Here is a 22,692-nt window from a genome sequence, read left to right as displayed (position 1 = left end):
TGGATGCCGCCGTGTCGCGGCATCGATTGAAGGCACAACGCGATATCGCCTACCTCCGTGTCGCATTCGACGCGACGTGGCCATCCCTCCGCTCCGGCCACGCCGGTGAACACGAGGTCGAGAGAGCTCTCAGCCGGGAGGCGCGGTATTCTACTCGGGATCGTCGAAGTGGGCGATCCTCGCGAGATCCTGCCGCAGCTGGAGGTCGCGCTCCACGAGGAGGAGATCGAGCTCCTCGTCGGAGGCGTACGCCAACCTTCGATGGCGCTCCGCGACCCGGCTGTCGATCGCCCGGACCATGCGCACCGCGAGCCACGCAGCGGCGATCGACGCCACGTCGGACGCGATGAACATCGCGCGGGACCGGATGAACTCCGCCGCTGTCAGAGCCGGCACGGCAGAGGCCGCCCACCCGAGGCCGCGGCTCGCGACATAACACCCCCACCACACGCCGAGCGCGGCATGGCGTACCGCGCCCGCCCGCGGGGCGTGCGCCACCTCGACGCGCCGGTAACCCCCCGCGCCGTCCAGGAGCGGGCGCGGAGCAGGCTCCGGCACACCCGCCGGAGCAAGGCCGTCGTGGAGATCTCGCAGCACCCTGTACGGCTGCACCAGGTTCACGACGGGGATAAGGAACGCCAGGACCGCCTCGGAAGGCGTCCAGGCAAGACCCCGTACGGGATCCAGCGCACCAGCCGCCGCGACCGCCCTGGCGAGCCAGCGCAGGAACACTACCCCCGTAACGAGCCCGAGCCCCAGCTCGAGCAGCCCCCCGACCTCACGGAGCGTATTGGCAAGCCGCCACGTCGACTCCGAGACCTCCATCCCGCCGAGCAACAGAATGTGCCATGCCCCGGCCAGCGCCGTGAACACCGCCGCCGCCCCCATCGCGATCAGCCCGGCAATCGCCACATGAGCGCTCCGGCGCACGACGCGGACGTCGCGACTCCACCCCTCCCGCGCCTCCGTCCACCCGCCCACGACGAGCGAGACTACCAGCGCGGCTCGCCGCATCGCAAGCGACGTGGCCGCGGAACACACGTGAGAAACGTGCGTTTCGAGGCCCCCGCTCCTCGCCCAGCGCCACGGACCGCAGGGCGGCGATACGTCAGCTCGCCATCGCCGGCTCGCCCCGCCGCGCGAGGTCCTCCAGCTCGAAGAGCGCGGCCCGGAAGCTCTGGATGGTCGCGTAAAGCCCTTGCCGGAGCGGCACCCGCGGCTCGAACCCCAGCGTCCGCCGCGCCAGATCGATCGCCGGACGCCGCCGCGCCGGATCGTCCTCCGGCAGCGGGCGGAATCCGATCCGGCTCGCGCTCCCCGTGAGCCGCACGATCTCCTGCGCCAGATCGAGCACCGTCACCTCCACCGGACTCCCCAGGTTGACGGGCCCCACCTCCGACGGGTGCTCCATCAGCCGCAAACACCCGTCCACAAGGTCGTCGACGTGACAGAAGCTCCGCGTCTGCGACCCGCTCCCGTAAACCGTCAGCTCCTCCCCCCGGAGCGCCTGGACGATGAAGTTGCTCACCGCGCGCCCGTCGTCGATCGCCATCCGCGGGCCGTACGTATCGAAGATCCGCGCGATCCTCCCCCACGCCCGCCCCTGACGGTGGAAGTCCATCACGAGCGACTCCGCGCACCGCTTGCCTTCGTCGTAACAGGCGCGCACCCCGACCGGGTTCACCCGCCCGACGTAGCTCTCCGGCTGCGGGTGGACCTCCGGATCGCCATACACCTCGCTCGACGACGCCAGCAGGAGCCTCGCGCCGTGCCGCTCGGCGCATAGGAGCGCGTGCAGCGTGCCCGTCACGTTCGTGATCGTGGAGCGCACCGGATCGCCACGCCAGCGCGCAGGGCTCGCCGGCGACGCCAGGTGATAGACCCTGTCGACCTCGTAATCGAACGGCACGGCCACGTCGTGCTCGACCAGCCAGAAGCGGCTGCTGCGCATCAAATGAGCCACGTTGGCCGGCGAGCCCGTCGAGAAATCGTCGAGCGCGATGACCTCGTGGCCGTCCGCGAGGAGCCGCTCGCACAGGTGCGAGCCGATGAAGCCGGCTCCCCCCGCCACCAGGATGCGCATGCCGCTCCCCACGACCCTCCCGTCTGCGTCACCCATCGGAACACCTCCGTCGTCGCAACACCGCCCCTCGTGAACCGCCGAGACCACCCCCCGCCGCGCGCCGCCTCACGCGAGCGGGCTCCGGCAATGCTCCGGGTCGCAGCGGCGAACGCCGGACGCAGGGCCGCTCCGCTCCACGTCGTCGTCCCCTCGCTCGTCGAGCGTGTGGCACGGCCGCAAGAGGAGCTCGTCGACGAGGTCGAGGAGCGCGTCCACGCGGTGCGCGCACGTGTGGCGCGCCAGCACCGTCCTGCGCCCGTGCTCGGCGACGCCGCGCGCGTACTCCGGATCCGAGAGGAGCGCGCGGAGGTGCTCCGTCATCTCCGCGCCCGTGCGCGCGACGAGGAAGTCGCGGCCAGGCGAGAAGAGGCGCTCGACGTCGGCCCACGGCGCGCTCACGAGCGGGATCCCGCAGGCGAGCGCCTCGAACGGCCTGATCGTGGGGATGCCGGGGAGCAACGCGGCGTACGGCCTCCGCGGGACGTGCACCGTGACCCGGGCGCGCGCGTAAGCGTCGGGGACGAGGTGGTTGGGGAGCCAGCCGGAGTACTCGATGCCAGCGTCCGAGAGCGCCGAGAGCGCGCGATCGGGGTAGCGCACGCCGTGGACCCGCGCGCGGAGCCCGAGCGCCCTCACGGGCTCGACGAGGAACTCGTGGAGCTCCGCCGTCCGCTCGCCGTCCCCCCAGTTGCCGATCCACACGAGATCGCGCTCCTTCTCGACCTCTGGCAGCGGCCGGAACAGGCGCACGTCGGCGGCCTCGTGCCACACCACCGCGCGCCGCGCGACGCCGCGGGTCAGGTAGAGATCGCAAATGCTCTTTCCAAAGCCGAGCACGCAGTCGTACCCCGTGAGATCGCGCCGCACGATCGCGGCTGGATCGGTGATGAGCCCGTGGTGCGTGTCGTGGAAGAGCAGGCGATAGCGATCCGTGCGCGCGCGGTGCTCGCCGAGGCGCCGCACGAGCTCCCGGTCGCTCCGCTCGTGGACGAGCACGACGTCGACCCCTGCGAGCGCCGCGTCGAGGTCCAGGGTGGAGAGCGCGTAGCGGCGCGGGCGGAGGCGCGGATAGACGGCGGCCGCCTCGCGCAGCGCGTCCGGGCCGTACGCCGCGACGAGGCCCAGGGCGCTCCAGGCGTCCTCGGGCTCGAAGGCGACGACCTCGTGGCCGCGCGCGTCGAGCTCGGCCGCGATCCCGCGGAGGAAGTGCGCGTCCGGATGGTCCCAGTCGGAGAGCAAGGAGTGGCAGAAGAGGGCTATTCGCATGGTGCTCCAGGGGGCGTGGGCGCAGGAGGTGAGCCGACACGCCGGGGCGCCGGCGGCCGGGCGGCGAGCGCGACGGCGTAGACATCGAGGTAGCGGCGGGCCATGGCGCGCGGGCTGAAGCGCACCGCGCGCCGGCGGGCGAGCGCGCCGAGCGCCTCGCGGCGCGCGGTGTCCCGGACGAGGTGGGCGAGCGCGGCGTGGAGCGCGCGCGGATCGTCCGCGGGGACGTAGACGGCCGCGTCGCGCCAGATCTCGCGCAGGCTGGGCAGGTCGCCGAGGACGAGCGCGCAGCCGGAGAGGGCGGCCTCCAGGATGGCCATGCCGAACGGCGCGTACCGCGCCGGGGACGCATAGATCGCGGCGCGCGACATCCACCACGCGAGCTCCGGCTCGTTCACCCACCCGAGCGAGCAGAGGCTCTCCCCCGCGCGGCGGCCGACGCCGCCCGGCGCGACGTCGCTCCCGGCCACGAGCACGGGCCAGGCGAGTTGGGGCGCGACCCTCTGGAGGGCCGCGAGGTTCTTGGCCTCGTCCCAGATCCGGCCGGCCGCGAAGACGAACCGCTCCTTCGGCGCCGGCACGAACCGCCTCCGGTCGCGCGCGTGCGGGATGACGTGGCCGCGGCCCAGGCCGAGCGCCCCGTACTCGCCCGCGAGGGCGCTCAGCATCGCCGCGGTCGGCGCGACCACCGCGTCCGCGGCCCGGAGCCCCTCCGCGACCCGCGCGCGGTAGCGCTCGTAGCGGACGGGCGCCGGCCGGCGGTGGACCGCGCGCCACCACGACAGCACGCAGGAGTGCGCCACGACGACGCGAGGCGCCCGGAACGGCAGGGCCGCGTGGCAATAGCCGTTCAGGTGGACGAGGTCCGGCCGCACCCGATCCTCCAGGTCGAGCAGCCAGTCGCCGGCGGCCGCGACGTCGTCCCACGGATCATCCATCCACTCGAGCCGATAGGCGCTCTCGACGAGCTCGAGGCCCGGTATCGCGGCGGCCGCCTCGCGCGCCGCGGGCGACAGGGGCCCGCCCATGATCGCGAGCACCGTGGCCACGCCGGCGCGAGAGAGCGCGCCGGCGAGCTCGATCGCGGCCGTCCACACGCCGCCCTGCGCGTCGGCCGTCATCAGCACCCGGCCGGGCCGCAGCGCCGCGGCGCCCGTGGCTCCCCCGTCAACGCGCGCCATGCTCGAGCTCCGCGAGCGGCAACGGCCGGCTGTCCGGGAGATCGCCGACGGTCCGGTGCTCGGCGATGTAGTAGGCGTGCGCCCGCTCCCAGGCCCCGTCGTCCGGCGCCCCCCACCGCCGGGTGTACGCGGGGGAGCCGGGGTACGGGAACGCGGGGACAGGCTCGTTGGCCCACACGCCGAGCCCGAGGAGGCGCTGCCGCCACGACACCGCCTCGGCGGGATCGCCGGAGCCCGCGTCGCTCAGGTTGGCCTGCACGAAGGGCACGCTCCGCCGGGCGTGGACGAGCAGCGCGGTGAGCTCCTCGATCGAGGCGCTGCACCGCCTGGCGAGCGCGTCCATCCCGTCGATCGAGGGGCGCTCGACGCCGGCCTCGATCGATACGCAGCCCGCGCGGCCGAGGAGATCGAGCATCTCGCGCGACCAGCTGTCGATCCTGAGCTGGACGCCGAACACCACGTCCCGCGCGCAGAGCGCCTCGAGCAGGGCCCGGTCGGGCAGGAAGCGCTCGTCGATGAAATAGACGTGGCGCACGCCCTCGGCGAGGAGCGCGTCGAGCTCGTCGAGCACCGTCGCGAGCGGGCGCTTCCGGAGCCTGTCGCGCGAGCCCTCCCTGGCGCAGGAGGCGCAGCGGCACGGGCTGCCGCGCGAGGTCTCCATCTCGGCGCTCGGCCCCTCGGGCACGGCGTCGAAGCGGTGGTGGTGGTGGACGTGACGCGCGATCGTCGCGCCGTCCCACCGCAGGGCCGGCAGCGTCCTCAGGCAGGCGGCGTACGGGCCGCCCTGCACGTGGTCGATGCCGTTCCTGCGGTAGGCGATCGACGGGATCTGCCAGAAGCGCGACTCGGTCGCGCCGGCGAGCATGACGAGGATCTCCTCGCACTCGCCGAGGACCACGACGTCGACGCCGAGCTTGCGGAGCGCCGCGCGCGGGGTCGCGGAGCCGTGCGGCCCCACGGCGACGAGCAGACCGCCGTGGCCGCGCAGGGCGGCCACCGCCGCCATGGGCACGCGCAGCTCGGGCGGGGGGCTGCGCCACGAGAGGTAGCTCGGCGCCGTGGCGATCACGGTCATGTCCGGGCGGAGCGCCGCGACGTCGTCGCGCAGCGCGACGAGGTCGATGCCGCGCGCCTGGGCGTCGATGAGGGCGGCCTCGTGCCCCGCGCGCTCGAGCAGCGCCCTGGCGTACCCGAGCTCGATCGGCAGGTGCGGCTCGCGGCAGCCGAGGTAGACGCTGCCGTGGAAGGTCCAGGGCGGGTTGACCAGCGCGACCTTCACGACGCGGCCTCCAGCCGGTCCAGCCGGGCGGAAGAGGGGATGTCCGAGTAGACGGCCCCGAGGCGCGCCTCGACGCCGAGGCGCCATTGATAGACCGCGCTTAGCCCGTCGCGCAGGGCGACGCGCGGCGCCCAGCCGGTGAGCGCCTGGAAGGCGCGGCAGTCGGAGACGTAGTACCGCGGATCGCCCGGCCTCCACGAGGCGAGCGAGACGACCGGGCGGCGCCCGTCGAGCTCCGTGAGCAGGTCGAGCAGCTCGACGAGGCTCACCGCCGCCTCCGGGCCGCCCCCGATGTTGAAGGCGCGGCCCGAGGCGGGCTTGAGCTTTCGCCGCGCGAGCAGGAGGGCGTCGACGAGGTCCTCGATGAAGAGCGCGTCGCGGACCTGCAGCCCGTCGCCATAAAAGGTGATCGGGTCGCGGCGGATGGCGCGCGCGACGAAGTGGGCTATCCACCCCTGGTCCTCGTTTCCGAACTGCCGTGGGCCGTAGACGCAGCTCACCCGGAGCACCGCGGCGCGGAGCCCGAAGGTGCGGGCGTAATCGAGGACGTACTGATCGGCGGCGCCCCTGGAGCACCCGTAGGGGCTCGTGAGATCGAGCGGCTGCGCCTCGGAGATGCCGTGCTCGCGCGCGCGCGCGCAGAGGGGTCGATACCGCTCCTCGCCGCGCTCGAGGGGGAGCTCGCGCAGCGCGCCATAGACCTTGCTGGTGGAGGTGAAGAGGAGCGGCGGAGGGCGGTCGAGCTTCCGGAGCGCCTCGAGGACGTTGAGGGTGCCGCGCGCGTTCACCTCGAAATCGTGCGCAGGGTCCGCGACGCTCCTCGCGACGGCGACCTGCGCGGCGAGGTGGAAGACGAACGAGGCGCGCCGCACCGCGTCGCACACGGCCTGCTCGTCCCGGACGTCGCACACCCGGATCTCCACGCCAGCGCCGTGACGCCCCTTGAGGAGCTCGACGTTGCGCTCGACGAACGCGCGCGAGAGGTTGTCGAGGACGAGGACCGGCTCCCCCTTCCGGAGCAGCTCGTCGGCGAGGTGAGAGCCGATGAACCCGGCTCCACCCGTGATCAGGACATGGTCAGGCATAGGATGCTCCGTTCCGGTCTGGACGAGCAGCGGGCGGCGAGAGAGCACCTCGCTTGCGGACGGCGCACGGCGGCGCGGCGGCGCGGCGCGACACGCAGACCGAGCGCCCGCACGCCGCGCGATGTCCCCCCCGGCTCCGCGCCTCGCTGCGCAGGAGTCGCTGAGGAGACACCGATTAACATGCGCCCTGGAGACCCGCAATCGATCGAAGGAGCTTTGTCTCACGATCGGTATCGTGCCTTCCGCGCGCCCTGGAGAGGGTACGGCGCCGCCGGATGGCAGCGGAGACTCGATGTGTCGCGAAGGGGGTTTAGGGCGAGGAGCGCCCCTCGGACACGCGATGAGAGCGGCCGCGGACGGGGGCGGGAAGGGAGGAGCGCGCTCGGCGCAGGGCGGAAAGAGAGGGCGCCGCGGGCGCGAGCCCTCGTGAGGCTCAGCTCGCGGTCGGCTGGCCCGTCAGGCGCAGGTAGATGTACGCGAGCCCGATGGCGACGATCGGCCCGGCCACGAGCGTGCCGAGGCAGCAGGCGAGCACGCCCGCCAGCATGAGCGCGAAGGCGAGCAGGCCATAGACGAAGAGACCGCCCTTGTGGCCGGTCGTGATTCGCCAGCTCTCCTTCATTGCGTCGATGGCGCCCAGGTTCTTATCGACGATGCACAGGGTCGTCATGCTCAGGCCGAGCGCGAGGATGACGCCGGGGACGATCAGGAAGACCATGCCGATGCCGACGGCGAGGGCGGTCAGGAGCTGGGCCCCCAGGATGGACGGGAACCACCGCCCGCCGCCGAGGACGTCGCCGAACGAATACGGCTGGCCGCGCGCGACCTTCAGCAGGAGGTTGTTCAGGCCTCCGGCGAAGTAGCTGCCGACCACGAGGGAGACGAGCTGCATCAGACCCCGGATGGCCAACCCCGCCCCGGGCGCGTCTCTCGCGAGCGCCGCCTGGATGCCTCCGCCGATGCCGTTGGGGATGCCCGACGCGAATCCGACGACGACGATCGCGCCGATGAGGATCGCCGGGTCGCGCTTCACCCGCTCCCAGCCGAAGGACGCCGCATCTCCCGCTCCCCACGACGTCGCGCCGTCCATTCCCGGGGGTGAACCGTAGCCGCCGCCTGGAGGCGGCCCGTAGCCCCCGCCGCCCGGAGGCGCACCGAAGCCTCCGCCGCCCGGGGGCTGGCCCCAGCCGCCGCCGCCGCCCGGGGGCGGACCGTAGCCCCCGCCGCCCGGAGGCTGGCCCCCGCCGCCCGGAGGCTGGCCCCCGCCGCCCGGAGGCTGGCCCCAGCCGCCGCCGCCCGGGGGCGGACCGTAGCCCCCGCCGCCGCCCGGGGGCTGGCCCCAGCCGCCGCCGCCCGGAGGCTGCCCCGGCGGCTGACCGTAGCCGCCCCCGGGGGGCTGGCCGTAGCTGCCGCCCGGAGGCTGCCCCGGCGGCTGGCCGTAACCGCCACCCGGAGGCTGCCCCGGCGGCTGGCCGTAACCGCCACCCGGAGGCTGCCCCGGCGGCTGGCCGTAACCGCCACCCGGAGGCTGCCCCGGCGGCTGACCGTAACCACCACCCGGAGGCTGGCCGTAGCTGCCCCCCGGGGGCTGCCCCGGCGGCTGGCCGTAGCCGCCGCCCGGCGGCTGACCGTAACCGCCCCCCGGCGGCTGGCCGTAGCTGCCCCCCGGGGGCTGCCCCGGCGGCTGGCCGTAGCCACCGCCCGGCGGTTGACCCTGGCCAGCGCCCCCGGGCGGCTGTCCGTAACCGCCGCCCGGCGGCTGGCCGTAGCCACCGCCCGGCGGTTGACCGTAACCACCACCGCCCTGACCGCCCCCTGATCCCCCGCCCCAGCCACCTTGGCTCATCTTGTCTCCACTGGGTGTGAATACCGACTACGCCCAACCAAGTACCCCCCAACTATACGTGGAGGGCGCCGGCACGGAACAACTAACTTCCGGCGCCGTGGCGCCTCCCCTGGTGCGCGTGCGCGCCCGCACCGCGCCGCGCCGCCGCGCAGAGGAGCGACGGATCAATGCGCCGCGCGCGTCCGCGATTGCAGCGCTGTCCGCAATCACGGGTCGCGCGCGGTATTCGCCGATGGACAGCGATTGAGCGCTCGATGCTTATTGTGGGACGCGCGAGCGAGCCGCGAGCGGATCACCTCGGCGGCGGGCCGTCCAGGCACAGCCCGGCGATGCTGCTCGTGAACGACGTCCCATCCGCTCGCCGGACCGCGGCGGAGTTGCCCGTGAGCGGCGACGAGAACACCCCCTCGACGACGCCAGCCCCCTGCTTCGCCGTCACGGAGCGGCCGACGAGGGATCCGGGCGACACGGCCTCGATCGGCTCTCCCGGGGCGACCGCCTGCTCCTCGGGCAGCTCCGCGCGCCGGAACCCGCCGAACCGCACCACCGTGCCGCCGCTCTTTCCTGGCATGATCTTCCCGATGCACCGCCCGAGCGGCGCGCTGACGACCGCGTAGCTCACGGCGGCGTCCACCGGCAGCCGCCTCGACTCGCCCACCAGGGTGACGGCGACGGCGAGGACGAACGCGGCGACCGGGACCGCGAGCGCGGTCGCCACCACGACCGCGGCGGCGCCGGACGTCGCACGGCTGAACGAGGCGAGCTCGGCGCCCACCGCCTGCTCGAACGACCGCAGGATCACGACCTGGCGCGCGCGCACGCGCTCGAGGACGGCCGGCGCGACAAGGTTGTCGGCGGCGCAGAAGCCGCACCGCGCGATCGCGCCGTCGCCTGCGCCGAGCGGCGCGCCGCACACATGGCACGCCGCCGGCTCGCCCGGGGCCGCCGGGGGGCGCGCGGCGCACGCCTCCTCGAGCCGCCGCTGCCGGCGGCGCATGACCGCGAGAACGGCCGCGCCGGTCCCGACGGTGCCGAGCCACGCCGCCGTCACCATGCCGCCGGTGACGAAGTTCCCCTCGGTGTCGGGGCTGACCCAGACCCCCAGCACGACGAGCGCGGCGAGCGACGTGATGGGCACCGAGGCGAGCGCGAACACGACAAGGAGCCGCGCGTGCCGCTGCGACGCCGTGACCAGCTTCCGCCGCAGCGCGTCCGAGAGCTGGCGGCGGCGCACGTCGGTCTGGAAGACGACGTGCGCCGCCGCGCGCAGGCCCTGCGCAGCGTCCGCGGGCGGCGGGCCGCGGTAGTGGCACGCCGCGCAGTCCATCAGGTCCGGGCTGGCGAGCGATACCGGCGCGGGTCGCCCGCAACGCGGGCAGTGCACGGCGAGCATCGTGCCGATGCTACGCCAGCCGCGCCTCGGCGCGTCAAGGTGCCTCGGCGCCCGCCTGACGCCGCCGCTCGCGCCCCGACGCCTGGCCGATCTCGCGGAGCGCCGCCGCGAGCGAGGAGAACGTGGCCAGCGCGCCGAGGTCGACGTCGATGAGGCTCTCCGCGATCTCGGGGCGCACGCCGACCAGGTAGACCTGCGCGCCGAGCAGGGCGGCCGCGCGGCTGGTCAAGCCCAGGAAATGAGCGACCTGGGCGTCGACGAACGGGACGCCCGTGAGGTCGAGCAGCACCGACAGCGCCTCGTGCCGGCTCACCCCCTCGGCCACCTTCTCGAGCACCTGCTGCGCGCGGCCGTTGTCGAGCATGCCGATCAACGGCACGAGCAGCACGCCGGCGAGGAGCGGGATGATCGGACAGCCCAGCTCCCGCACGGTCTGCGACAGCGCGCGCTCGCTCGCGAACGCCTGCTGCAGGTCGGCGTGCTTCGTCGACAGCGACTCCAGCAGCGCGTCGCGCTCGAGGGCCGCCCCGAGCAGCGTCCCCCAGATCGCGACCGTGCCCTCGTCCCCGGTCATCGCGACGACGGCCGGGCCGATGAGCACGAGGATCCCCCAGTCGCGCTCCACGGAGCGTATCGGCAGGAGCAGCACCGTGTACGTGCCGTCCGTGGCCGAACGCGGCAGCATCTCCGCCGGCGGGAACGCCTCCAGCCCATAGCGGCTCCCGTTCGGGGGGACGGCGCTGCCGTCGCGGCTGTAGGCGCCCACGACGACGAGGCCCGTGCGCTCCGCCGGGTCGTCCCACAGCGCGAGGCAGCCCCAGACCATCGTGGTCGTCTCGAGCCACGAGAGCGACCGGTACTCCTGCTGGGTGCCCCCCAGCAGGGCGAAGCTCACATCGTAGTTGGTCCTCGCGAGCACGCCGAGCTGATGGACGGCGTGGGTCTCGGCGTCGAGCCGCGCCCGCGCGCTCGCGAGGCGCGCCAGCTCCACGAAGTCTTGCGCCCGCCGCCTGGCCGCGGCGTCCAGGGACATGCCGCGCCGCTCGGGGAGCTGGTCCATCAGGCGGGCCGTCGACAGCAGGGAGCCCAGATCGGGCGTGACCGCGATGGCTTGCCGGTAAGCGCGCTCCAGCTCGGCGGCCGGGACGGGCGCGGCGCCCTGGAGCGCCGAGAAATACATGTCGACCACGCGCGTGACCGCCGGCCACACCGCGGTCGGCGGGGTATCCGGCGGGAGCGGCCGCGGCAGGAGCAGCAGCTCGACCATCTGTCGGGCCAGCGTTGCGCGGGTGTCCTCCTGGGAGGCCGCGCCCTCCGACTCGAGGAAGTTCTGGACCCTGCTGCAGCCGCACGAGCTCCGCAGGACGAGCGCGTTGGCCGTGCGCACGCCCTCGGGCGGGAACGGCTCGCCGGCGATCATCGACGCGAGCAGGTCGCACGCCGCGGTCCCCATCATCTCGAACCGCTGGCGCACGGTGGTCAGCGGCGGGTCGGCGCTCTGCGCCTCCACGACATCGTCGAAGCCGATGATCGCGAAATCCTCGGGGATACGGACGCCCGCCGCCTTCAGCTCGGACATCATCCCGAGCGCGTTCTTGTCCGTCCCGAAGACCGCCGCCGTGCACGAAGGCAGCTGCGCGAGCAGCGCCGGCGCGGCGTCCCGGCCTCCGCTGTACATGTTGTTGTCGCACGGGATGACCAGAGCGGGGTCGAAGGGGATCCCCGCCTCGGCGAGCGTGCTCTCGTACGCGTCGCGGCGCTCGCGCACATCGTACGCGGCCAAGTTGCCGACGAACGCGATGCGCCGGTGCCCGTGCTCGATCAGGTGGAGCACCGCGCTCCGGATGCCCCCGTGGTTGTCCGGGAGCACGGCAGGACAGGGGATCTCGGCGGGGCGGGCGCCGAGCGTGATGAACGGGACCCCGGCGCGCGCGAGCTCCTCGAGGCCTCCGAACTCGATGACGACGATCCACCCGTCCACCTGCTCCCTGGCGAGCGAGGGCGCCCGGACCTCGGACGGCGTGCCGCGCAGCACCAGCGTGCGGATCCCGCGCCGCTGGGCCGACTCGTGGATGCCGATCAGGATGGGACCCCAGAACGCGCCGGAGAGGAAGGGCGCGACGATGCCGAGGGTAGGAGGGCGGGCCGCCGCGCGCTCCCCCTCGGGCTGGCGCGCATCGGGGCCGGAGGCGCCGGCATTTTCCCTGGTCTTCCACCTCGCGGCGCCGGGTAGCTCGCCCCACTGCTCCGGCAACGGTACCGCACTGCCCTGGCGACCCTGACCCATTCCGAAGGCCTCCTGCTCCACGAGTGGCCGCCCTCCCCACGACCGCTGCGAACCCGCCACATCGTACACGCGGAGCCCGCGGCGCGCGCGAGGAGTCTCGCGTTCTGCCGCGGAATCCGGAACGGACCGTCAGACCGCGGACACGTGCACCTCACACCGCCCGCGTTTTCGGCCGCGGGCGCGCTGCGGGCGCCTCTCGACGCGAGCGCGAGGCGCTCCGGCCTGGTGGCCGCGGGCGAGCTGGTCGGTGGTATCTTCCTGCGATGCAATACCGCGACGAACGAGACGCGCTGCGCGGGCGTGTGGACAGCCTCGAGGAGGAGCTCGCGGCGGCCAGGAAGCAGCTCGACGAGCACCGCGACGGCGATCGGGCGGCGCGCGTCGAGCAGCTCGAGCGCCAGATGGCGGAGGCCCGTCGCGTGCTCGACCAGCTCGGCCGCGAGCTCGACGCGGTGCGCGGCCGGCCGAGGCGGTCGTCGGCGGCGCCCCTCCTGGCGATGATGGCGGGCCTGGGGCTCTGCGCCATGGTCGCGAGCTATCTGCTGGCGCGGCCGGGGCGCGAGATGATGGCGGTCGTTCAGCAGCCGGCCGCGCCCCCGCCTCCCCTTCCCCTCCCGGCGGAGCCAGCGCCGGCCCCCGAGCCAGCGCCGGCGCTGCCCGAGCCGGCCACGCCGGCACCCGAGGCGCCGTCGCGGACCGCGACCGCGACATGGAACGCGGCCGTCACGCGCGCGACGGGGCTCCCCCTCGCGGCCGGCGCGGCGTGCACGGTCGAGGCGGAGCTCGCGAGCTCGGGCGGCGACATCCGCGTGCCCGCGCTCCAGGTCGTCTGCGGCGGAAAGCCGATCTACCGATCGAGCGATCCGCTGAACGGCATGTCGATGTTCAGCAGCGGCGTCGAGGAGGACTCGGGCACGGCCGCCGGCACCTACGCCTATGCGATCTCCTACGAGGACAAGGGCTCGCGCGCCGGCGACCGGGCCGAGGTCTCGCTCGACAGCGTCCGCAGGACCGGCGCCGTCTGGCGCGACTCGGCGCCCGCCTATCGCGTCGAGTTCATGCTGGCTTACCAGAGCCTCCCCGTCGCGGGGGAGCCGCTCCTCGACGCCACCCGGAGGGCGCTGCGCCGCTCCGCGCGCGTCACCGAGGCCACGGGACCGAGCCCGGTGAAGGCGGGCGCGAGGTGCTCGCTGCTCGTCTCGCCGCTCCCGCAAGGCGGCAAGTGCCTCACGCGCCTCGCGTGCGCCGGCCGCATGCTTTACGGCGCGGGCACGACGGGCGTCTCCGAGTGCACGGTGGAGGGGGACCAGGTCGTCCGCGTCCACGACGGGAACACGACCCCGAACGGCGGCGATCCGGCGTTCGATCTCGACCTCGCGACGGGGCGCGTCACCGTCAAGGACGAGGCGGGCGGCGCAGCGTGGACCGTCGGCGTGCAGCTCGATCCGAGCGGCTGAGCCCCGATCGCCGATCTCTCCGCGCTTCTTCGGCCGAGAAGTCAGCGCGATGTCGAGCGGCGCCGCGGCGTCCCGGTCTGCTCGATGAGGTGCCACGTCAAGGCCGACCGCGCTACCGCGTCACGCCTCAACACCACTGCCCGCCTCGAGCGACCGCGCGATACACCGGGTTGCCGAACCACACCTCACCCGAGGGCGGCAGCCTCGCGATCTGGCCACGCACCGACGCGTCCGTGAGCGCGCCCTGGGGGAGCTCCAGCCGGGAGAGCTTCGTGAGCGAGCACAGATCCGCCGGCAGCTTCTCGAGCGGGTTGCTCGTCAGATCGAGCCGCTCGAGCTTCGTCAATGTGTTCACGCCCGCGGGCAGCTCGGAGATCCGGTTGTTCATCAGGAACAGCTTGCGCAGCGACGTCATCGCGAACACCGCGGAAGGCACGTGATCGAGCGCGTTGCTCTCCAGGCGCAGCTCCTCCAGGCCGGTGAGCGCGGCCATCTCCGACGGCAGCGACGTGAGCGCGTTCTTCTCGAGCTCGAGCAGCGTCAGGCGCGTGAGCCCGCCGAGCCACGAGGGGACCGCGGTGAGCTTCGCGCCCCACAGGTACAGCGAGCGAAGGCTCGTGAGCGGGCGGATCGCCTCCGGCACCCGCGGAAACGGGTTGTTCCCGACGGCGAGCACCTCGATCCGGCCGAGCTTCGCGAGGCTCGCGGGCAGATCGGTGAGCTTGCAGCTGCGCAGGCCGAGGATGCGCAGCGCGGGGAGCTCCCCCGCGGGCGCGGCGTCGACGCGCGCGTTCTTGTCGAGCTCCAGCGCATCGAGCGCGGCGAGGCGGCCGAGCTCGCGAGGCAGCGCGGTCAACCGGTTTGTCTGGAGCGACAGGTCACGCAGCCTCGGCAAGCGCGTGATCTCGTCCGGGAGAGCGCCGAGCTGGTTGTTGCCGGCGCACAGCGTCTCCAGCGAGGCGAGCTCGGAGATCTCGGCGGGCAGCGAGGTGAGCTCGTTGCCGTCGACGTAGAGCGACTCGAGGCGCGAGAGCTTGCCTATTTCGCGTGGCAGCACAGTGATGCGGTGACCACGGACGTTGAGCCTCTTCAGCCCGGAGCAATTCCCTATCTCGGGCGGCAGGCCGGTGATCGAGCGGCCGCCCACGGTCAGGCACGTGAGCCCCGGGATCCGGAAGACCTCGCGCGGGATCTCCTCGCCGGTGACGGAGATCTCGAGGTACACGAGATCCGGTAGGCGCGAGATCCCCGTGACGTCGGCGTCGCCCGAGACCCCGGTGAGCTTCAGGCTCCGGACCCCGGAGGGGCTCTTTAACGCCGCGCGCAACGACTTCGCCGTGCCTGCCATCGGCCACGATGGTACCGCAGACCGAGCCGCCAGGCCTCGACCGGGCGGATGAAACCGCTGCCCGAAGGTCGAAGGCGCCTTACGCGCGTCCTCCCGCTCCTGAGCCGTCACCCTCCGGGGTGCGCCATGGTCCCGGTCACCCGCTCCTTCACGGTCACCTCGAACCGCGCGGGCGGCTCGGCCTCCAGGTCGGCGTGACGTCCCGCACCGAGGCATAGGCAAATATGCCCATGCCTCGTGCCGGAGGGCTCGTGTACGACCTCGTCGCGGTCACCTTCATCGGGTGATTCGAGGACGGATGGCTATCTTGAATTAGAGAGGCGGGGACGAATGGACACGCTTCGCAATTTCGGTGGGATCGTTGCGATCGCGGCGTTCGCGGCGGTGGCCTGCTCCAGCTCGGTCGATGGGACGAACGAGGCGACTTCCGGCGGCGACAGCGCTGGAGGGCCCGGCTCCGGTGCCACGGGAGGCTCGTCGACGACGGGTGGCTCCTCGACGACGGGTGGCTCCTCGACGAGCGCCTCTTCGGGCGTGGTCGATGGCACCGGCAGCAGCGGCGGGCCCCCGGCCTCGGGGAACGCAGGCGCGGGCGGCGGGGGCACCGCCGGCTCCGGATCGAGCGGCGCTGGAGGAGAGACGCAGAGCGCGGGCTGCGGCAGCGCGACCGCGCCGAAGAGCGGCCTTTTCAGCATCGATGTCGGGGGCACTACGCGCGAGTACATCCTCGCCGTACCGGACAACTACGATTCGAGCAAGCCTTACCAGCTGATCTTCACCTGGCATCCCCGCGGCGGCTCGGCCGAGCAGGTCGCGACCGGGTTCGGCGGCGGATACTACGGGCTCCAGAGCCGCGCGAACGGCTCGGCGATCTTCGTCTCCCCCGAGGGCATCAATGAAGGCTGGGAGAACACGGGTGGCCGCGACATCGCGTTCCTCCGCGCCATGCTCGACCGCTTCCGCGGCGAGCTCTGCATCGACCAGAGCCGGATCTTTTCGACGGGATTCAGCTACGGCGGCATGATGTCCTACGCGATCGGCTGCGCCATGGGCGACACCTTCCGCGCCATCGCCTCCATGTCCGGCGCGCTGTACAGCGGCTGCGAGGACGGCGACCACCCCGTGGCCATGTGGGGCGCCCACGGCGACGCCGACAACGTGGTTCCGTTGGAGAACGGTCAGAGCGCCCGCGATGTCTTCCTCGAGAGAAACCACTGCGGGCAGCAGACCACACCGGTCGAGCCGAGCCCCTGCGTCAGCTACGAGGGCTGCGACGCGGGCTATCCCGTCGTCTGGTGCGAGTTCAGCGGGGGCCACGCGCCGCAGAACAACTCCGGCGAGTCGATCTGGCGCTTCTTCTCGCAGTTCTGAATCGGGCTCTGCGGGATACTGCGCCGCATTTCCGGGGCGCAACGAATCGCAGCGTGGATTGAATGGATGGGTCCGCAATGGTGATCAAAAATCTGCCAGCGAAGCTCTTGATAACTGGAATCCTGAGCATCTGCTCTGGAGGGTGTGGTTCGTCGACCGACGATACCAGCGGAGGGACGACGAGCAGCAGCTCCGGCGGCGCGGCGTCGGTCGGCTCCGGCGGCGCGGCCGGCACGGGCGGCGACGCCGGCACGGGCGGCGCGGGCAGCGGAACCACCGCGGGTAGCGGAGCCACGGGAACCGGTGGCGCTGAGGAGACGGGCAGCGGCGGCAGCGACGGCGCAGGCGGGATGCCCGGCGCTGGCGGCGGCAACAACGGCAGCGAAGAGGCGACGATCGTCCCCGATCCCTCGTGGACCTGCGGGATGCCTGGCGGCATTCCGCTCCCCACGCGCGGCAAGCTCGCCTTTCGGGCGACGCTCCAGCTCGGCGAGACCCACGATGTCGGGACGACGCAGTTCGGACACCGCCGCCTCCTCGATGTGAAAGGGGGCACGCTCGCGGGCGACAAGATCCAGGCCACGTTCCTCACGGGCGGCATGGACCTCGAGCTCACGCTGTCGAACGGATCCGTCGAGCTCGAGGAGATCAACATCCTGAAAGCGAGCGACGGCAGCCTCATCTTGCTGCGGACCTGCGGCGTGGCCGCCGCCGGCGATGGGGTCGTCCGGATCGTCCCGGACTTCGAGGTCGCCAACTCGAGCTCGCTCGCGTGGCTCAACACCGGGAAGTTCGCGGGCACCCGTGTCGTCGACGCCGCGGCGGGCACGATCCAGCTCGACATCTACGACATCAGCGAGGTGGCCGCCGGAGAGCCGAAGATCCAGCTCAAGGATCCCGAGGGCGTCCCGAACCAATCGTGGGAGTGCTCGAAGGCGACCGGGGCGAGGGGCTCGAGCGTGTTCACCGAGTCCGTCTCGCTCGGCGCTTCCGTGTCTGTCGGCGCGAGCAAGCGCGGCACACGCAACATCATTCCCATCACCGGGGGCACGGTCACCGGCGGAATGCTGCTGAGCGGCCTGTCGGGCTCGGTGCTCCCCGGAGGCGCGGACTATCAGCTCATCGGATCGACAACGGTGCTGGACGCCCGGTATGCGCTGGAATCGAAGGACGGCGAGGTCATCGTGGTGAGGAACTGCGGACCGTTCGGCGCGCTCATTCCTGTCTTCGAGACGCGCGCGGACGGCCCCTATGCGATCCTCAACACGAAGTCCTATGTGAGCTCCGACCCGGGTGGCGCGGCGGGGGGCGGGGTGAGCCTCACCTTCTACGAGCGCAAATAGAGCAAGCAGAGCCGCGGTGACACCGGCGCCTCCGGGAGGCGTAGCGGATCGGCCGAGGCGGCAACCTTGTACAAGCTGAAGGCGGTCGGGGTCGACCGAGGGGGCAACCGCTACCAGGGCCTCGGGATGTGGTCGGCCATCTCCGCCGACGTCTTCCGCGCGGCGCGGACCGCCGCGAGCCAGTGGACCTGGTCCGGGTCGCCGTCCCACGGCGGCGCCTCGCGCCAGCGCGCGTCCCAGTACTCGCGTGCTGCCGCCTCGGCCGTCGCGAGCTCGCTCTCGCCCTCGGGCGCGTCCTCGACGCGATCTGCGAAGGCCAGCCATGGCTTCGCGTCGTCGTGGAATGGCCTCAGCGAGGGTGGCGCAGGCTCCCCGTCGAGGATTCCGTCGCTGCTGCGGAGATAGGCCTCGTAGGCGCTCTGCGCCACCGCGTCGCGCCGGTGGATGGTGACCCAGTGCGCGCACGTCTCGCGGTACGCCTCGGCCCACGCGCGATCCTCCTCGGGCACATCATCCCGCCAGGCGCTCGAGTGGAGCTCGTGCAGAGCTCGCTGGCTCGCCTCCACGTCTTCATGACTCGCGCCGCTCGCGCGCCACGCGGCCACGAGGGCTCGCTCGCGAGCTGCGCTCGGTCCCGGCAAGTTCGCCTCCGCCTGCTGGCGGTACCAGTGATAGGGAGGATCCACCATCCGGGGGATGTTCCTCTTCGTGGAGAAGGGTCTCTCGCTTCGTCCTAGCCGGAAGCCCCGCTGGAAAGCGCGGAGCGCCTCGGGGCCGTGGCCCTGGGCCACATCCTCGGCCGTCAGCAGCTTCCAGAGATAGGTCCTGTCCAGGCGCGCGAGCGCCTCGGCCTCGGTGACGGGCTTTCGCTCGAGAGCCCCATAGCCGGCAACGAACGCGCGCTTCACGGCGGCGATCAGCATCGGCCACGGAGGGGCGGCTCTGCCGTCGACCCAGTGGTTGAACTCTTTCCGGTGCGCCTCGGCCCACGCGCGATCCTCCTCCTCTGCCAGATCGTCTCGCCATGCCGTGCCGCACACCTCGCCCAGGTTCTGGAGGTAGGACTTCCATTTTCGTGGATCCTTGGTCATGAACATGACCGACCCATTGCCCGCCTCGTGCACGATGAGATGATGTTTCACGGTTGATCCCCGCCAGGAGGGTCCGTGGGCTCTCCGCCCGTGGGGAACGAGTCGGACGGTCTGGGAGGGCATCCCCAGCCCTCCCCTGCGCCGAGCGGGCAGAGAAGCGGCGCGAATTGAGGAATAGCCCACCCTGGAGGCGGCCCCGGAAGGGTGATCATGGCTTGGATGATATCATCCGACTCGATCGCATCTATGTCGACCATCTTCGGATCCAGCTTCTCGGGCTCGTATCGAAAATCCCACACGTACTTGCACTCGATGTCGGTGTACGCGGGCAGCAACTTCTCGATCTCCTTCTTCGCGTCAGGAACCACCCACGACGCAAATTCTTCGGCGCAAAAGAGATAGTTCGGAAGATTGGGCTTCCCCCTGAGACAGGAGAGCATATCCGCCACGGTGATGTACTTATTCGGACGGTCGTACCATCCGCTCCACAGTCCACCCTCGTTGTCGCGGCACACTACCTTGCCCACCTGGTCGTTCTCGTCCCTTGTCTCCAACCATTCCTTCGCCAGCTCGTGCATGGTCCAGCGCTTCATCGCGATCAGCTTGTCGTGCGGCAGCATCGCGATCTGACGTCTCAGCTCCGCGCGATCTTCTGGGTCCAGGATCGAGCAGCCGACGACGAGCGAAACGAGCACGGCGACACCCAGACGTCTCATACGCCTCCCCCTGAGCGTAACGCACGCTACACCGCGCCGCGTCTCCGGACAAGACCTCCCGCGGGCCGTACAGCGCGAGCGGCAAGACTCCCCTTGTGAGCACGGCGCCCGCAACGTCGGCCTTCGTGATCCCCTCACCTGCGGCGACGACGGCAATCACCAGGATCAACGGCGAACCGTGGCACAGCGCCACCAGCCACTGCTTGTCGGGTGGACGAAATCGAAAGCCGAACGTTCACCTATTGAGCAGACGTTCGCTGTCGTGTTCGGCGGAAACTACCCCCCGAGCACCTCGTCATAGAGGTCCTCGTACGCGCGCGCCATGCGGTCGAGCCCGAACCGCTCCATCACCCGCGCCCGCCCGCGCAAACCCATCTCCGCGCGATCGCCCCGCACCGCCACCGCCTCGAGCGCGGCCGCCAGGGTCTCCGGCGCTCCAGGCGGCACGAGCAGCCCCGTCTCGCCCTCCAACACGATCTCCGGATTGCCCCCCACCCGCGTCGCGACGATGGGCAGCCCCGCCGCCGCTGCCTCGATGAGCGTGAGCGAGATCCCCTCCGTCAGCGACGCGAGCGCGAACACGTCGAAGGCCGGCAGCAGCTCCGCCACGTCACCGCGCGTCCCCGCGAACACCACCGCCCCGCCGAGCCCGAGCCGCGCCGCCTGCGCCTCGAGCGCGGGCCGCTCCGAGCCGTCGCCGATCAGCGTCAGGCGCGCGTCGGGCCGCACCGCGCAGAGCCGCGCGAAGGCGTCGAGCAGCGTCGCGTGATCCTTCTCCGGCGAGAGCCGCGCGACGCACCCCACGTGGTAGCCCGTCGCCGGCACCCCGAGCCGCGCCCGCGCCGCGCCCGCGTCGCCCGGCCGGAACACGTCCGTGTCCACGCCGTTCAAGATCGTCACGACCTTGGCCGGATCGACATGCTCCACCTCGAGCGCGACCGCGCGCGCGTCGTCGCTCACCGCCACCACCCGATCCGTGAGCGCCGCGGCCAGCCGGTTGACCAGCACCTTCCGCTTCTCCTTCGGGTAGTTGCGCCCGTGCTTCGTGTGGACGACGCGCGGTCCGGCGCCGCCCAGGAGCGCCGCCGCCCGCGCGAAGCCCGCCGCGAGCGCGCCATAGAGGTGCGGCCCCGGGTTGTGCGTGTGCACGAGCCGGATCCCCTCGCGCCGCAGCCACGCCGCGAGCCGCACCGGCAGCCCCGGGTCGAGGCCAGGCCCCCGCGGGATCACGACGAGCGGCACGCCGAGCCGCGCGAGCTCCTCGGCCAGCGCGCCGGGCTCCTCCAGCGCGCACACCACCGGCGCGAACCGGTCGCGCGCCATCCGATCGAGCAACCGGAGCACCACCCGCTCGAGCCCACCCACGTTGAGCGAGAGCACGACGTGGGCGACCTTCACGGGGCGGCCCGGCGCGGCCCCCGGCGCCGGCCGGACCCCGGGCGCTCCGATCACGCCGCAGCCCCGCGGCCGAACTCGATCGGCACCTCGGACACGGTGAAGCGGAACTTGCCGCCCGAGGTGACCGGGATGTCGCGGACGAGCTGCACGCGGATGTCCGCCCGCTCTCCGAGGAACCGGCGCAGATCGCGCTCGATGGCCTGCGACGTCTCCGGCCGGTACCCCTCGTTGGGGATGATCTTGATCGTGATCGCCCGCGTCTTGTCCTGATAGACCTGATAACGATCCACCGTCGGGTTGTCCTTGAAGAAGTAGGGGAAGAACACGGACGAGAGGAGCTGGCCGTCCGGCCCGACGATCATGTCGAGCACCCGCCCCTCGACCGAGGCGAGCAGCGGCAGCCCGCGGCCGCACGAGCAGGCCTTCTCGGCCGCGATCACCACGTCCTCGTTCTTGTAGCGGAGCAGCGGCATCGACCGGCACACGAGATCGCTCAGGACCACCTCGCCCGGCTCGCCGGGCCGCGCGTGCCGGCCGCCGTGCAGCACCTCGACGAAGACGTTCTCGACATTGAGGTGCTTGCCCTCGTGGCGCTCGCACTCCGCGCCGATCAGCATCATCTCCCTGCAGCCATAGCGGTCGTAGACCGGCGCCTGGAACGCCCGCTCGATCACCTCGCGCTGATGAGGGAACAGGCGCTCCGCCGTCGCGATGATCCCCTTCGGCGTCGGCAGCCGGCGCCCCGTCTCGACCGCGTAGCGCGCCGTGTAGTAGAGAGGGCTCGTGTACCCCACAACGAGGGCTGGCTGGTAGCGCCAGATTTCGTCCACCACCCCCGCGAGCCGCTCCTCCGAGAGGTTCCACGCGCTGACCGTCTTCTTCCGGATGAGCGCCTCGTGCAGCGTCCGCTTCGCCTTCTTCCAGCGGGGCTCCAGGGTCGGAATCCCCCAGATGTACAGCTCCTTGTCCCCGATCCGGCCGCCAGCCCACGCGTCGGAGCGCAGGGCGGCGGCGCTGCGACACTCGTACGTCGTGTGATCGTAAAAGAACCGCGCCGGCTCTCCAGTCGATCCGCCCGTGCCGCTCCTGAAGAGCTTGCCGCGCCACCCATCAGCGATCAGCTCGCTGCCGTGCGCGCGGAGATCGGCTTTGGTCAAAACCGGAAAACGCGCGAGATCCTCGGGCGCGTGTACGTCCTTGACCCGCACCCCGTATTCGGCGAAGCGGCGCCGGTAGAAGGGGATACTCTGCTCCGCAAAGCGGAGCGCCGCCATCATCTTTCGCCAGCTGAGCTCCCTGAGCTCACGCTCCGGACGCCACTGCGACCGCTCCAGCTCCCCCAGGTAGGCCAGCGTGGCCCTCCCTCGGAGTTTCGTCTCGTACAACGGAAAGAGCACGTTCCGAAAGAGGACCGAATACATGTCTGCTGACAATTCTTTCCAACCTCGGCCGCACAGTCAAGCTGCCGCGGCCAAGGCGCCGCGCGCCACGCCCACGTCCACGGTGCGC

Annotated in this window: 17 protein-coding genes; 3 read left to right on the top strand and 14 right to left on the bottom strand. The window is 72.2% G+C overall.

Annotated features, from left to right (window positions below):
- Nucleotides 1-150: 150 nt before the first annotated feature.
- From WME90_RS47035 to WME90_RS46995, 9 genes are all read right to left on the bottom strand, one after another.
- Entirely contained in the window at nt 151-912 is a 762-nt protein-coding gene (locus tag WME90_RS47035) for a DUF4328 domain-containing protein (protein ID WP_437278650.1), read from the bottom strand.
- A 196-nt stretch (nt 913-1,108) separates the two neighbouring features.
- Nucleotides 1,109-2,119 carry a UDP-glucuronic acid decarboxylase family protein gene (locus WME90_RS47030; protein ID WP_437278649.1) on the bottom strand — a complete coding sequence of 337 codons (1,011 nt, stop codon included), beginning with the start codon at nt 2,117-2,119 and terminating at the stop codon, nt 1,109-1,111.
- A 69-nt stretch (nt 2,120-2,188) separates the two neighbouring features.
- Complete coding sequence (locus WME90_RS47025; protein WP_437278648.1) at nt 2,189-3,388, bottom strand: CgeB family protein; 1,200 nt, start codon at nt 3,386-3,388, stop codon at nt 2,189-2,191.
- Nucleotides 3,379-4,569, bottom strand: coding sequence for a glycosyltransferase family 4 protein (locus tag WME90_RS47020; RefSeq protein WP_437278647.1), 1,191 nt, complete (start codon nt 4,567-4,569; stop codon nt 3,379-3,381). The genes WME90_RS47025 and WME90_RS47020 overlap by 10 nt, the downstream gene beginning before the upstream one ends.
- Nucleotides 4,556-5,848 (bottom strand): TIGR04295 family B12-binding domain-containing radical SAM protein, encoded by a 1,293-nt coding sequence (locus tag WME90_RS47015; RefSeq protein ID WP_437278646.1) that lies wholly within the window; start codon nt 5,846-5,848, stop codon nt 4,556-4,558. Before WME90_RS47015 ends, WME90_RS47020 begins: the two co-directional genes overlap by 14 nt.
- Nucleotides 5,845-6,933, bottom strand: coding sequence for an NAD-dependent epimerase/dehydratase family protein (locus WME90_RS47010; RefSeq protein ID WP_437278645.1), 1,089 nt, complete (start codon nt 6,931-6,933; stop codon nt 5,845-5,847). The genes WME90_RS47015 and WME90_RS47010 overlap by 4 nt, the downstream gene beginning before the upstream one ends.
- A 433-nt stretch (nt 6,934-7,366) precedes the next feature.
- A complete protein-coding gene (locus tag WME90_RS47005; RefSeq protein ID WP_437278644.1) occupies nt 7,367-8,779 on the bottom strand; it encodes a YciC family protein in 1,413 nt (470 codons plus the stop codon).
- Nucleotides 8,780-9,071: 292 nt separating this feature from the next.
- Nucleotides 9,072-10,172, bottom strand: coding sequence for a hypothetical protein (locus tag WME90_RS47000; protein ID WP_437278643.1), 1,101 nt, complete (start codon nt 10,170-10,172; stop codon nt 9,072-9,074).
- Nucleotides 10,173-10,206: 34 nt separating this feature from the next.
- A complete protein-coding gene (locus WME90_RS46995) occupies nt 10,207-12,459 on the bottom strand; it encodes a substrate-binding domain-containing protein (protein ID WP_437278642.1) in 2,253 nt (750 codons plus the stop codon).
- A 263-nt stretch (nt 12,460-12,722) separates the two neighbouring features.
- On the opposite strand from WME90_RS46995, the gene WME90_RS46990 reads away from it, so the two are divergent.
- Nucleotides 12,723-13,916, top strand: a complete 1,194-nt coding sequence (locus tag WME90_RS46990) for a hypothetical protein (RefSeq protein WP_437278641.1) — start codon at nt 12,723-12,725, stop codon at nt 13,914-13,916.
- 127 nt (nt 13,917-14,043) lie between these two features.
- On the opposite strand, the gene WME90_RS46985 is transcribed toward WME90_RS46990, so the two are convergent.
- Nucleotides 14,044-15,264 carry a leucine-rich repeat domain-containing protein gene (locus tag WME90_RS46985; protein ID WP_437278640.1) on the bottom strand — a complete coding sequence of 407 codons (1,221 nt, stop codon included), beginning with the start codon at nt 15,262-15,264 and terminating at the stop codon, nt 14,044-14,046.
- Nucleotides 15,265-15,594: 330 nt separating this feature from the next.
- Here WME90_RS46985 and WME90_RS46980 point away from each other — a divergent pair, with 330 nt between their 5' ends.
- Nucleotides 15,595-16,635 (top strand): alpha/beta hydrolase family esterase, encoded by a 1,041-nt coding sequence (locus tag WME90_RS46980; protein WP_437278639.1) that lies wholly within the window; start codon nt 15,595-15,597, stop codon nt 16,633-16,635.
- A 77-nt stretch (nt 16,636-16,712) separates the two neighbouring features.
- Entirely contained in the window at nt 16,713-17,978 is a 1,266-nt protein-coding gene (locus tag WME90_RS46975; RefSeq protein ID WP_437278638.1) for a DUF3237 domain-containing protein, read from the top strand.
- Between the two features lie 110 nt (nt 17,979-18,088).
- Here WME90_RS46975 and WME90_RS46970 read toward each other — a convergent pair whose 3' ends face one another.
- The 4 genes from WME90_RS46970 to WME90_RS46955 all read right to left on the bottom strand — a co-directional run bounded on the left by WME90_RS46970 (nt 18,089) and on the right by WME90_RS46955 (nt 22,568).
- Nucleotides 18,089-19,120, bottom strand: coding sequence for a hypothetical protein (locus tag WME90_RS46970; protein WP_437278637.1), 1,032 nt, complete (start codon nt 19,118-19,120; stop codon nt 18,089-18,091).
- Nucleotides 19,117-19,764 (bottom strand): hypothetical protein, encoded by a 648-nt coding sequence (locus WME90_RS46965; RefSeq protein WP_437278636.1) that lies wholly within the window; start codon nt 19,762-19,764, stop codon nt 19,117-19,119. Before WME90_RS46965 ends, WME90_RS46970 begins: the two co-directional genes overlap by 4 nt.
- A 297-nt stretch (nt 19,765-20,061) precedes the next feature.
- Nucleotides 20,062-21,237, bottom strand: coding sequence for a glycosyltransferase family 4 protein (locus tag WME90_RS46960; RefSeq protein WP_437278635.1), 1,176 nt, complete (start codon nt 21,235-21,237; stop codon nt 20,062-20,064).
- Nucleotides 21,234-22,568: a phenylacetate--CoA ligase family protein gene (locus tag WME90_RS46955; protein WP_437278634.1), complete on the bottom strand. Its 1,335-nt coding sequence runs from the start codon at nt 22,566-22,568 to the stop codon at nt 21,234-21,236. Before WME90_RS46955 ends, WME90_RS46960 begins: the two co-directional genes overlap by 4 nt.
- Nucleotides 22,569-22,692 lie beyond the last annotated feature (124 nt).

This window comes from Sorangium sp. So ce375, assembly GCF_051473855.1.
Lineage (GTDB): Bacteria > Myxococcota_A > Polyangia > Polyangiales > Polyangiaceae > Sorangium.
This window is presented reverse-complemented; position numbering and strand designations above follow the sequence as displayed.